The sequence below is a fragment of the Pseudonocardia sp. genome (genome assembly GCF_050250275.1).
Classification (GTDB): domain Bacteria; phylum Actinomycetota; class Actinomycetes; order Mycobacteriales; family Pseudonocardiaceae; genus Pseudonocardia.
Genome location: NZ_JBFWOY010000023.1, coordinates 1 through 11,795 on the forward strand (window position 1 = coordinate 1; position 11,795 = coordinate 11,795).

Here is an 11,795-nt window from a genome sequence, read left to right on the forward strand (position 1 = left end):
CGACGAACGCGCCGCCGCGCTTGCCCCGTGGATCGAGTACTACAACACTCAACGCCGCCACAGCGCTCTCGGCGGGCTCCCCCCGATCAGTCGCCTGTCACCAACCTGACGGCCGAGTACAGCTAGTGCAGCGGGTCGACGCCCCGGATCGACGAGTCGACGAGCTGGACGGGGTGCAGGACGGGGATGCCGGCGTCGAGGAAGCGGCGGATCTGCAGCAGGCAGCCCGCGTTGGCCGTGACGACGACGTCAGGGGAGACCGCCTCCAGGTTCTTCGCCTTGCGCTGCCCCAGCTCCTCGGCCGTCTCCGGCTCGACGAGGTTGTAGATGCCCGCCGAGCCGCAGCACAGCTCGGCCTCGGAGATGTCGTGCAGCTGCAGGTCGGGGATCGACCGCAGGACCTGGCGGGGCTGCGAGCGGATCTTCTGGGCGTTGGAGAGGTGGCAGGCGTCGTGGTAGGCGACGCGGGTCGCGACCGGGTGCCGCGGCGCGCGCGGGGGCAGCTCGGCCAGCAGCTCGCAGACGTCGCGGACCTTGGCGCTGAACGCCTTCGCCCGTTCCGCCCACACCGGGTCGTCGGCCAGCAGGTCGCCGTACTCCTTGAGCGTCGACCCGCAGCCCGCGACGTTGGCGACGACGACGTCGAGCCGGTGGCGCTCGAACATCGCGATCGTCGCCCGTGCCCGGACCAGGCCCTCCTCCTCGCGGCCCGCGTGCACCGACAGCGCGCCGCAGCACTGCCGGTTGCGGGGGACGAGCACGTCGCAGCCCTCGGAGGCGAGGACACGGACGGTGGCGGCGTTGACGTCGCCGAAGAACACCCGCTGCGCGCACCCGGCGAGCAGCCCGACGCGCAGCCGGGCGGGACCTGCGGGCCGGGTGCGTTCCGGGGTGCGGGCGAACAGCGCGCGCACGGTGACGGGCGGCAGCAGCGACTCCAGCGCGCGCAGCCGCGCGGGCAGCCTCTCGATCAGTCCGAGGCGGTGCACGAGCGCGCGCAGGCCAGTGCGCTGGTAGACGATGCCGCCCAGGGCCGCGCCGCGGAGCCGGTTCGGGTACGGGAACAACGCGAACACCAGGGCGCGGAACAGCCTGTCGGCGCGGGTGCGGGGCACGTTGCGCTCGACCTGCGGGCGCACCGACTCGATCAGCTTGTCGTACTGGACCCCGGACGGGCAGGCCGTCACGCAGGCGAGGCAGCCGAGGCAGGAGTCGATGTGCTCGCCGAACGCCTCGTCGACGGAGATCTCGCCGCGGGCGGCCAGGTCCATCATGTAGATCCGGCCGCGCGGGGACTCGGTCTCCAGCCCGGTGACGGCGTAGGTCGGGCAGGTGGGCAGGCAGAACCCGCAGTGGACGCAGTCGTCGAGGACGTCGCGCCGCGGCGGGTGGTGGGCGTCGTAGGACGTGCTCACGCCAGGGCTCCTTCGTCTGCGCGGGTGGGGGCGAGCCAGGGGGAGAAGCGGCCGGCGCCGAAGCGGCCGGCCGGGTCGAATCGCGTCTTGACCGCGCGCATCAGCGCGACCGCGGGCGGCGGCGGGCCCCAGCGCGGGGTGTCGCAGGCCAGGCCGCCGTCGTGCAGCACCGACACAGACGAGCCGGCCGCGGCGTGTGCGGCGGCCAGGACCGGCTCGTGCGCCCCGCCGGTCAGGGCGACGGTGTGCACCCCGGCGCCGACGGAGCTGCCGCACGCGAGGGTGACCCCCGCGGCGTCGGCGGCCGCACCGAGCGCGGCGAGGAACGCGGGACCGTCCGACGGGAGCGTCCCGGCACGCAGCACCGTCGCCCCCGCGGCGGCGGGGTCGGCGACCGCGGCGACCGCGGCCCAGGCCGCGGCCTCGTCGGCACCGGTGAGGACGCGGGCGCCGCCGTGCCTGGCGGCGACGGCGTCGGCACGTTCGTGCACCCCGGCCGGCGTGCCCTCGACCCGGACCAGCAGCCCGGTGCCGGGCGTCCACTCCAGCGCGACCGGTTCGGTGCCCGACGCGACCAGCTCGACCCCGAGACGGGTGGCGGTGGCCGCGTCGGCGGGCAGGGCGACGGTGGCGGCGGTGCGCGGCAACGGGTGCAGCCGCAGCACCACCTCCGCGACGATGCCGAGGGTGCCGAGCGAGCCGTGGAACAGCTTGGCGAGGTCGTAACCCGCGACGTTCTTGATGACGTGCCCGCCGGCCTTCGCGACGCTGCCGTCGCCGAGTACGACGGTCACACCGATGACGAGGTCGCGCAGGGTGCCGTACATGTGGCGCAGCGGGCCGCCGTCGCCGCTGGCGAGCAGCCCGCCGACGGTGGCGCCGCGGCGGACCCGGGCGGCGTCGAACGCTACGTGCTGGCCGTGTCCGCCCAGCTCGGCCTGCACGTCGGCGAGCGGGGTGCCGGCCCGGACGGCGACGGTCATGTCGGCGGGGGTGTAGTCCAGGACACCCGACAGCGCCGTGGTGTCGACGACCGCGTCGGCGGGGTCGGGCCGTCCACCGGTGGTCGCGGCGGTGCCGGCGGCGGCGACGAGCAGCCGCGGGTGCGAGGTCGCGGAGCCGGCGACCGCGTCGCGCAGCTCGGCGACGGTCGCCGGGGAGAAGGACGTGGTGGAGGGCATGGCTCAGATCCGCTCGATGAGGCCCGCCGCCTCCAGCGGGTGGGCGCGGTGGGGGCCGGGACGGTCGCCGCAGAGCCGGGGCGTCGGCAGCAGCTTGCCCGGGTTGCAGATCCCGTCGGGGTCGAACGCCTTGCGGAGCAACGTCATCGTCGCCAGATCGACCTCGTTGTACTGGCGCGGCATCGAACACGCCTTGTCGGTGCCGATGCCGTGCTCGCCCGACAGCGAGCCGCCGAGGTCGACGCACAGCTCCGCGATCGCCGTCGACAGGTGCTCGGCACGGTCGTGCTCGCCCGCCGCCTCGCTGTAGAGGACCAGCGGATGCAGGTTGCCGTCGCCGGCGTGGAAGACGTTGGCCACCCGCAGTCCGGCCTCGTCGGCCATGGCCGAGATGCGCCCGAGCGCCTCGGCGAGCCGGGTGCGGGGGACGACGCCGTCCTGCACGAAGTAGTTCGGGCTGATCCGCCCGACCGCCGCGAACGCCGCCTTGCGCCCCTTCCACATCGCTGCGCGCGACTCCGGGGTCGGCGCGATGACGAGCTTCGTGGTGCCGTTGTCGGTGCACAGCTGCTCGATCTCGGCGAACTGGGCCTCGACCTCGGCGGGCGGGCCGTCGAGCTCCACGAGCAGCGCGGCGGCGGTGTCGAGTGAGTAGCCCGCCTGCACCGCGGCCTCGACGGCCTCCAGCGCCAGCGCGTCCATCATCTCGACGGCCGCGGGGACGATGCCCGCCGCGATGAGGCCGGTCACGGTGTCGCCGGCCTGCTCGACCGAGGGGAAGTCCGCGACGAGGGTGCGCACCGCCGTCGGCCTGGGCAGCAGCTTCACCACGATCCGGGTGACGATCCCGAGCGTGCCCTCGGACCCGACGAACGCGCCCAGCAGGTCGTAGCCCGGCTGGTGGGGCGACGGCGCCCCGAGGGTCGTGACGGAGCCGTCGGGCAGGACGACCTCGATCTCGTGGATGTGGTGGACGGTGAACCCGTACTTGAGGCAGTGCGCCCCGCCGGAGTTCTCGGCGACGTTCCCGCCGATCGTGCACACCTGCTGGCTCGACGGGTCGGGGGCGAAGTAGAGCCCGTGCCCGGCGACGGCCTTGCTGACGTCGAGGTTGGTCACGCCCGGCTGGACGACGGCCCGCCGGTTCTCGACGTCGATCTCCAGGACCGAGCGCAGCTTCTGCAGGGAGATGACCACGCCGTCGGCGACCGGCAGCGACCCGCCGGACAGGCACGTCCCTGCGCCCCGGGCGACGAACGGCACGGTGTGCCGCGCGCAGATCGTGACGGCGGCCGCGACCTGCGCGGTGTCGGTGGGCAGCAGGACGAGTGCGGGCACGACCCGGAACCCGGTGAGGCCGTCGCACTCGTAGGAGCGCAGCGACACCGGGTCGTCGAGCACCCCCTCGGGCCCGAGCGCCCTGACCAGCTCCGCACGCAGGACGGCGTGCTCCATCGGGACCTCCCGGCCGCTCGTACACAACTGAGATACAAGTTGTGGCCGACGGTAACCCGCCATGGTGACGCGAACAAGGTGAGGCCGCGGGGGATCAGTCCGCGGCGAGCGACCCGAGGGCGTCGACGGCCAGTCCCAGTGCCCGCACCGTCCCCGTCAGATGCGCCCGCACCGCGTCGAGCAGCGCGTCCGTGTCGCCCTCGCGGACCGCGACCGCGATGCGGCTGTGCTCGTCGACGATCGTCGCCGTCCGCCGCGGGTCGCGCACCGCGGACTCGCCGATCATCCGCAACTGCCTGTCCCGCAACGACGAGTACACATCGGCCAGGATCGGGTTGCCCGCCGCCTCCACCAGCACCGTGTGGAACGCGCGATCCGCGTCGAGGACACCGCGCAGGTCGCCGCCCGCCGCGCGCTGCCGGTCCCACTGCACGTCGAGCGCGTCGGCGATCACCGCGCGCGCCGGAGCGGGGGCGCGGCACACCGACCGGGCCGCGAACTGCTCGATCACCAGCCGCGCCTCCATCACGGCCCGGACCTCCTCCGGCGACACCGGCACCACCAGCGCGCCGCGCTGCGGGTACAGCCGCAGCAGCCCCTCGGCCTCCAGCCGCAGGAACGCCTCCCGCACCGGCGTGCGCGACATCCCCAGTGCCGCCGCGACCTCACCCTCGCTGATCAGGTCGCCACCCCGGAAACCACCGGTCAGGATGCGCTCCTTCACGTGCTCCAACGCACGTGCCTTCGCGCCGCCACGCCGCGGCGCCGGATCCTTTGCTGCGGCGCCGACCGCCACGCACACCACGCTCCCGCGCTCAGAGGTGCCGCGGACCCTACCGCGGCCGGCCCGGGCGCCCGTACGTCGCGACCGGCACAGCTCACGCAGCAGCGCGGTCCCGGGTGGTGGGCGACGGCCGGCACCGGCGGGACACCCCGCCGGGCGCAACCCCACGGCTGCTCCCGGGCGGATCCGCGACCGGGGGGTTGCGCGCGGGTCGTGGCCCGCCCACCTGCCGCGAGGCCCCGACGGTCAGCTGCGGGGGAGGGGAACGCCGCGGATGCTGGCGTCGAGGAGCTGGACGGGATGGAGCAGGGGCAGTTCGGCGTCGAGGTGCTTGCCCATCTGCAGCAGGCAGCCCGGGTTGGCGGTGACCACGACGTCGGGGGTCACCGCCCGCACGTTCGCCGCCTTCCGGGCACCGAGCTCGTCGGCCGCGTCGGGCATGACCATGTTGTAGATGCCCGCGGAGCCGCAGCACAGCGCCGCCTCGGGGATGTCGACGACCTCGACGCCGGGGATGCTGCGCAGCACGTCACGCGGCTGGGCACGGACCCCCTGGGCGTGCCCGAGATGGCAGGCGTCGTGGTAGGCCACGCGGGCCGGGACGGGGTTGCGCGGTGCGCGGGGGCCGCCGTCGGCGAGCAGGTCGGCGAGGACCTCGTGGACGTCGCGCACCGATGCGGAGAAGGCGGCGGCGCGGTCGGCGAACCCGGGGTCGTCGGCGAGCAGGTGCCCGTACTCCTTCATCGACGACCCGCAGCCGGCGACGTTGGTGACGACGTGGTCGACACCCGAGGCGAGGAGCTTCTCGAAGGTCTCGATCGTCCGGCGAGCGCGGGCCAGGGCGGACGGTTCGCGGCCGGCGTGCAGTTCGAGGGCGCCGCAGCACTGCTGGTCGCGGGGGACGATGACGTCGGCGCCCTCGGCGGCGAGGACGCGGACCGTGGCCTCGTTGACGCGGTGGAAGAACACGTCCTGCACGCATCCCGACAGCAGGGCGACCCGCGCCCGCCGCTCGCCGACCGCCGGCGTGACCGCGGGCAGGGTCGCGAACGCCTCCTTCACCGTCACGGGCGGCAGGAGCGACTCCAGGGCCGCGAGACGGGCAAACCTGGTGCCGCGCAGGCGCTCGGTGCCGCCGTCGACGAACTTCCGGACGGCCGGGATGCGGGCCAGCCTCTGATACACCGCACCCGGCAGAGCAGCGACACGCAGCCGTCGCTTGTACGGGAAGAGCGCGAAGATCGCGTCGCGGAAGAGCTTGTCCTCGCGGTCGCGCTCGACGTTGCGTTCCACCTGCGGACGCACCGACTCCAGCAGCCGGTCGTACTGCACCCCGGACGGGCAGGCGGTCACGCAGGCCATGCAGCCGAGGCAGCGGTCGATGTGCGTCGCGAAGGAACCCTCGAGGGCGATGTCGCCCTTCTCGGCGAGGTCCATGAGGTAGATCCGCCCGCGCGGGGAGTCCATCTCCTCGCCCCACAGCTGGTAGGTGGGGCAGGTGGGCAGGCAGAAGCCGCAGTGGACGCAGTCGTCGAGCAGGTCCCGCTCGGGTGGACGGTGGGCGTCGAACGCGCTGGGCCCGGACCGGGGGAGGTTGGTGTCGGCCGAGCCGGCGGGGGTCGAGCTCATCGGGGGTCCTCCTGCAGCCACGGGGCGAGCCGGCCGGGTCCGAGCCGGCCGTCGGGGTCGAGGGTGCGTGTCACCGACCTGAGCAGGGCGACCGCCGAGGGTGGTGGTCCCCAGGCGGGGCCGCTGAACCCGTCGGGACGGTCGCGCAGGACGGAGGTGCCGCCCGCGGCGTGGACGGCGGCGTGGGCGTCGGCGACGGCGTCGGCAGGCAGTGAGACGGTGGCGACGCCGGTGCCCAGGCCGGCCGCGGCCCCGTCGGACGGGAGCGAGTCGATGATCGTGGCGAGTCGCGAGGGGCGGACCCCGATACGCAGCACCGCCCGCCCGGGGGTGCCGCGGACCGCGGCGGAATGGGCGTCCCAGTCGCCGGCGTCCGAGCAGGACGCGCCGAGGACGTCGCGCAGCCGGTCGACCCGGCGCGGCAGTGCGTCGAGGGTGCCCTCCATGCGGACGAGCAGGGTCCCCGACGCCGAGCCGGTCGAGTACCACTCCACGGCGGCGGGGTCGAGGGGACGGGCGAAGACGCGGGCGGCGTGCGCGGCGGCGTCGGCGAGGGTGCAGTCGAGCGCGAGGGTGGCCGACGCCTTGGGCACGGGGTGCAGCCGCAGCACGACCTCGGCGACGATCCCGAGCGTGCCGTAGGAGCCGTGCATCAGTTTGGCCAGGTCGTAGCCGGTGACGTTCTTGATGACGTGCCCGCCGGTGCGCGCGACGGTGCCGTCGGCGAGCACGATCGTCATGCCGATGACGAGGTCGCGCAGGGTGCCGTGGACCAGTGCCGCGGGCCCGCCGTCGGCGGTCGCGACGAGCCCCCCGACGGTGGCGCCCCGGGCGACCCGGGCGGCGTCGAACGAGACGTGCTGGCCGTGGCCCGCGAGCTCGTCCTGCAGGTCGCGCAGCGGGGTGCCGGCGTGGACGGAGACGGTCATGTCGCCGGGGTTGTGGGTGAGGATCCCGGACAGGCCGCCGACGTCGATCACCGTGTCGACGGGGGCGAGCGGGCCGCCCCACGAGGATGCGGTGCCCGCCCCGGCGACGCCGAGGGTGCCCGCGGAGTCGAGGACGGCGTCGCGGAGCGCGGCGAGACCGTCGGGGCGGACCGTGGTGGGGGTCGCGCGCGTCATGAGGTTCTCCAGAGCAGGGTCAGAGCCGCTCGATCAGGCCGGACTCCTCCAGCGGGTGGGGGCGGTACTTGCCGGGACGTTCGCCGCACAACCGCGGGGTGGGCAGGACCTTGCCCGGGTTGCAGATGCCGTCGGGGTCGAAGGCGCCGCGGACGCGGTCCATGGTCGCGAGGTCGACCTCGCCGAACATCGTCGGCATCGAGCAGGCCTTGTCGGTGCCGATGCCGTGCTCACCCGACAGCGCCCCGCCCATCTCGACGCACAGCTCCGCGATCCCGGACGAGAGTCGCTCGGCGCGTTCGGTCTCGCCCGCGGCGGCGCTGTAGAGCACGAGGGGGTGCAGGTTGCCGTCGCCGGCGTGGAAGACGTTGGCGACGCGCAGCCCGGCCTCCTCACCCATCGCGCGGATCCGGGTGAGGGTCTCGGCGAGGCGGGTCCGGGGGACGACGCCGTCCTGGACGAAGTAGTCGGGGGAGATGCGGCCGACGGCGGCGAACGCGGCCTTGCGGCCCCGCCAGATCGCGGCGCGTTCGTCGACGGATCCGGCGATGTGCAGGCGGGTGCAGCCGTGCCGGTTGCAGATCTCCTCGACCTGCGCGAACTGGACGTCGCACTCCTCGATGGGGCCGTCGAGCTCGACGACGAGTGCGGCGGGCACACCGACGGTGTAGCCGGCGTGGACGGCCTCCTCGGCGGCCTCGATGGCGAGTGTGTCCATCATCTCGACGGCGGCGGGCACGATCCCGGCGGCGACGATGTCGCTGACGACGTCGCTCGCGGCCTCGACGGAGGGGAAGTCGGCGAGCAGGGTGCGCACCGTCTCGGGTACGCGCAGCAGCCGCACGGTGATCGAGGTGGCGATGCCGAGGGTGCCCTCGGAGCCGAGGAAGACCCCGCGCAGGTCGGGGCCGGACTGTTCGCCCGAGTCGCCGCCGAGGGTGACGACGGAGCCGTCGGGCAGCACGACCTCCATGGACAGGACGTGGTTGCTGGTGAAGCCGTACTTGAGGCAGTGGGCGCCGCCGGAGTTCTCGGCGACGTTGCCGCCGATGGTGCAGACCTGCTGGCTGGACGGGTCGGGGGCGTAGTAGAGCCCGTGGGGTGCGGCCGCGGCGGTGATCTCGAGGTTGGTGACGCCGGGCTCGACGGTGGCGCGGCGGTCGACGGGGTCGACGTCGAGGACGGCCTTGAGCCGGGCGAGGGAGATGACGACGCCGTCGGCGACGGGCAGTGCGCCGCCGGACAGGCCGGTGCCGGCGCCGCGGGCGACGAAGGGCACGCGGTGGGCGGCGCAGGCGCGGACGGCGGCGGCGACGGCGTCGGCGTCGCGGGGCAGGACGACGAGGTCGGGCACCACCCGGAACCCGGTGAGGCCGTCGCACTCGTAGGCGCGGCGTCCGACGGGGTCGTCGACGACGTTCTCGTGGCCGACCGCGCGGGCCAGTGCGGCGGTCGCCGCGTCGTCGAGCGCCATGGCGGCACCTCCGCGTCCGTGCGTGTGGCGTGTGCTGCTGGGTGTGGCGGGCGGCCGTGTGTCCCGTCCGCTGGTCAACGTTAACGCCCGGACGGCGGGGCCGCGGGAGCGGCGAGATCGCCGGGGCGCGGTCTTACCGCAGCAGGGGTCGCGGGCGCATCCCCCGGGTATGCGGTGTCACAGGGGAACGAGATCACCAAGTTCCGCGTTGCGGAAGTCGGTATCCGTTGTTAGACCTGTGACGACGAGTGGACGCGGCGACGAAAGGGCGGACCCCATGGCCGCAACACCGACCGTTCGAGGCGCCGGCGGGTCGGCCGGTGCGCAGGATGCGGGCCTGCTGGTCGATCCCGCGCTGGAGACGTTCGTCCGCGACGAGCTGCTGGTGGGCCTCGACGACCTCGACCCCGCCGCGTTCTGGGCGGCCTTCGCCGAGCTGCACCGCACCTTCCACCCCCGGACGAAGGACCTCCTCGCGCGCCGCGACGAGCTGCAACACCAGATCGACGACTGGCACCGCGCACACCCCGGCCCGCTCGACGACGCCGGCCGCGCGGAGTACGCGAGCTTCCTGACCGACATCGGCTACCTCGCCCCCGAGGCCCGGCCGCGGCTGACCGTCACCGGTGTCGACGCCGAGATCGCCACCCTCGCCGGGCCGCAGCTCGTGGTGCCCGCGACCGTCCCGCGCTACGCCCTCAACGCCGCCAACGCCCGCTGGGGCTCGCTGTTCGACGCCCTCTACGGCACCGACGTGCTGGCGCTGGACCACGAGCTCGCGAAGGGCTACGACGAGGCCCGGGGCGCCCAGGTCATCGCCGAGGCCGACCGGCTGCTCGACGAGCTGTTCCCGCTCGCCGACGGCTCGCACGCCGACGTCAAGGCCTACACCGTCGCCGACGGCGCCCTCGTCCCCGCGCTCGCCGACCCGGCCCGCTTCGCCGGGCACCGTGGCGACGCCGGCTCCCCGACCGCCGTCCTGCTGCGCCGCAACGGGTTGCACGTCGAGCTGACCGTCGACCGGGACCACCGCGTCGGCCGCAGCCACCACGCCGGGGTCGCCGACGTGGTCCTCGAGTCCGCCGTCACCACGATCGTCGACCTCGAGGACTCCGTCTCGACCGTCGACGGCGAGGACAAGGCCGCCGCCTACCGCACGTGGCTCGGCCTGATGAACGGCAACCTCGTCGCCAGCTTCGAGAAGGGCGGCACGACGGTCACCCGCCGCGCCGAACCCGACCGCGAGCACACCGCGCCCGACGGGTCCACCGCGACCCTGCCCGGCCGCTCGACGCTGCTCGTGCGCGTCGTCGGCCACCACATGGACACCGACGCCGTCCGCACCGCCGACGGAGCCGCCGTCGGCGAGGGCCTGCTCGACCTGCTCGTCGCCGTGACCGCCGCGATGCACGACCTGCGCGGCCTCGGCCCGCACCGCAACAGCCGCACCGGCAGCGTCTACGTCGTCAAGCCCAAGCAGCACGGGCCCGACGAGGTCGCGCTGACCGTCGAGATGCTCGCCGCCGTCGAGCAGGCGCTGGGCCTGCCCGAGCGCACCGTCAAGATCGGGGTGATGGACGAGGAGAAGCGCACCTCGGTCAACCTGTCGGCGTGCGTCGCCGCCGCGGCCGACCGGATCATCTTCGTCAACACCGGCTTCCTCGACCGCACCGGCGACGAGATTCACACCTGCTTCGCCGGTGGCCCGGTCGTGCCCAAGGGCGACATGCGGGCGCAGACCTGGTTCGGGGCCTACGAGGACCGCAACGTCGACGTCGCGCTGCGTGCCGGTTTCGGCGGCACCGCCCAGATCGGCAAGGGCATGTGGGCCAAACCCGCCGCCATGCGCGAAATGGTCGAGGCGAAGATCGAGCACCCCCGCGCGGGTGCCGACTGCGCCTGGGTGCCCTCGCCCACCGCCGCGACCCTGCACGCACTGCACTACCTGCGTGTCGACGTCGACGCCCGGCAGGCCGAGCTCGCCTCCCGCCCCCTGACCGACCGGTCGCTGCTGCTCGCGCCGCCGCTGCTCGGCGACGAGCGGCCGCCGGCCGAGACCGTCACCCGCGAGCTGGAGACCAACGCCCAGTCGATCCTCGGCTACGTCGTGCGCTGGGTCGGGCTCGGCGTCGGCTGCTCGACCGTGCCCGACCTCGACGGCGTCGGCCTCATGGAGGACCGCGCCACCCTGCGGATCTCCTGCCAGCTGATCGCCAACTGGCTCGCCCACGGCATCGTCGACGAGGCCACGGTCCGTGAGACGTTCGCCCGCCTCGCCGCATTCGTCGACGAACAGAACGCAGCCGAGGCCGGGTACCGGCCGATGAGCGACGACCTCGAGGGCAGCGCGTCGTTCCAGGCGGCCTTGGAGCTGGTCCTCACCGGCCGTGAGGAGCCGAACGGTTATACCGAGCCGGTGCTCACCAGGTGGCGCCGCACAGCGAAGAAGGCGGCCGGACGAGGTCGCTGACGAGCAGGTTCGCGCCGGGGGTCGCGGCGTCTGCGGTGCGGCGCCGTGACCGCGGCGTTGCCGTGGCAGGTAGGGTGGGCCGAGCCGGTCCGACGCGAAGGTCCCCGTTTGCGATCGGCAGTCCATCCGAACAGCCGACCCGACGGTGATCCGACAGCCGGGCCGGCCGGGCGGCCCGCGCCCCCTCGCGGACCGTCCGTCCGAGCAGTCCGCGTGAACGCACGGTGCCGCCCGCCCCCCGCGGCGGGAGGCGGTCCTGCCCG

At 74.3% G+C, this 11,795-nt stretch carries 9 protein-coding genes; 2 read left to right on the top strand and 7 right to left on the bottom strand.

Annotated elements, in window-relative coordinates; genetic code table 11:
* Window positions 1-109 (top strand): integrase core domain-containing protein (locus AB7F12_RS20350; protein ID WP_428501434.1); only part of this gene is annotated, 109 nt, incomplete at its 5' end.
* A gap of 13 nt (window positions 110-122) precedes the next feature.
* Here AB7F12_RS20350 and AB7F12_RS20355 read toward each other — a convergent pair.
* The 7 genes from AB7F12_RS20355 to AB7F12_RS20385 form a co-directional block, all read right to left on the bottom strand.
* Window positions 123-1,415, bottom strand: a complete 1,293-nt coding sequence (locus AB7F12_RS20355; protein WP_428501417.1) for a (Fe-S)-binding protein — start codon at window positions 1,413-1,415, stop codon at window positions 123-125.
* Window positions 1,412-2,596 (bottom strand): FAD-binding oxidoreductase, encoded by a 1,185-nt coding sequence (locus AB7F12_RS20360; RefSeq protein ID WP_428501418.1) that lies wholly within the window; start codon window positions 2,594-2,596, stop codon window positions 1,412-1,414. The genes AB7F12_RS20355 and AB7F12_RS20360 overlap by 4 nt, the downstream gene beginning before the upstream one ends.
* A gap of 3 nt (window positions 2,597-2,599) precedes the next feature.
* Window positions 2,600-4,051 (bottom strand): FAD-binding oxidoreductase, encoded by a 1,452-nt coding sequence (locus tag AB7F12_RS20365; RefSeq protein ID WP_428501419.1) that lies wholly within the window; start codon window positions 4,049-4,051, stop codon window positions 2,600-2,602.
* 94 nt (window positions 4,052-4,145) lie between these two features.
* Complete coding sequence (locus AB7F12_RS20370) at window positions 4,146-4,856, bottom strand: GntR family transcriptional regulator (protein ID WP_428501420.1); 711 nt, start codon at window positions 4,854-4,856, stop codon at window positions 4,146-4,148.
* Window positions 4,857-5,081: 225 nt separating this feature from the next.
* On the bottom strand, window positions 5,082-6,464 hold the full coding sequence (locus tag AB7F12_RS20375; protein ID WP_428501421.1) for a (Fe-S)-binding protein: 1,383 nt from the start codon (window positions 6,462-6,464) through the stop codon (window positions 5,082-5,084).
* Complete coding sequence (locus tag AB7F12_RS20380) at window positions 6,461-7,588, bottom strand: FAD-binding oxidoreductase (protein WP_428501422.1); 1,128 nt, start codon at window positions 7,586-7,588, stop codon at window positions 6,461-6,463. The genes AB7F12_RS20375 and AB7F12_RS20380 overlap by 4 nt, the downstream gene beginning before the upstream one ends.
* 19 nt (window positions 7,589-7,607) lie before the next feature.
* The gene (locus tag AB7F12_RS20385; protein ID WP_428501423.1) at window positions 7,608-9,062 is read right to left on the bottom strand and encodes an FAD-linked oxidase C-terminal domain-containing protein; all 1,455 of its coding nucleotides are present in this window, start codon (window positions 9,060-9,062) and stop codon (window positions 7,608-7,610) included.
* A 277-nt stretch (window positions 9,063-9,339) separates the two neighbouring features.
* Here AB7F12_RS20385 and AB7F12_RS20390 point away from each other — a divergent pair, with 277 nt between their 5' ends.
* Entirely contained in the window at window positions 9,340-11,532 is a 2,193-nt protein-coding gene (locus AB7F12_RS20390; protein WP_428501424.1) for a malate synthase G, read from the top strand.
* Window positions 11,533-11,795 lie beyond the last annotated feature (263 nt).

What these genes read in the sequence shown, in the direction of transcription:
- AB7F12_RS20365 (WP_428501419.1), bottom strand. Translation starts at nt 4,051, where the DNA reads ATGGAGCACGCCGTCCTGCGTGCGGAGCTGGTCAGGGCGCTCGGGCCC.
- AB7F12_RS20390 (WP_428501424.1), top strand. Translation starts at nt 9,340, where the DNA reads ATGGCCGCAACACCGACCGTTCGAGGCGCCGGCGGGTCGGCCGGTGCG.
- AB7F12_RS20385 (WP_428501423.1), bottom strand. Translation starts at nt 9,062, where the DNA reads ATGGCGCTCGACGACGCGGCGACCGCCGCACTGGCCCGCGCGGTCGGC.
- AB7F12_RS20360 (WP_428501418.1), bottom strand. Translation starts at nt 2,596, where the DNA reads ATGCCCTCCACCACGTCCTTCTCCCCGGCGACCGTCGCCGAGCTGCGC.
- AB7F12_RS20375 (WP_428501421.1), bottom strand. Translation starts at nt 6,464, where the DNA reads ATGAGCTCGACCCCCGCCGGCTCGGCCGACACCAACCTCCCCCGGTCC.
- AB7F12_RS20380 (WP_428501422.1), bottom strand. Translation starts at nt 7,588, where the DNA reads ATGACGCGCGCGACCCCCACCACGGTCCGCCCCGACGGTCTCGCCGCG.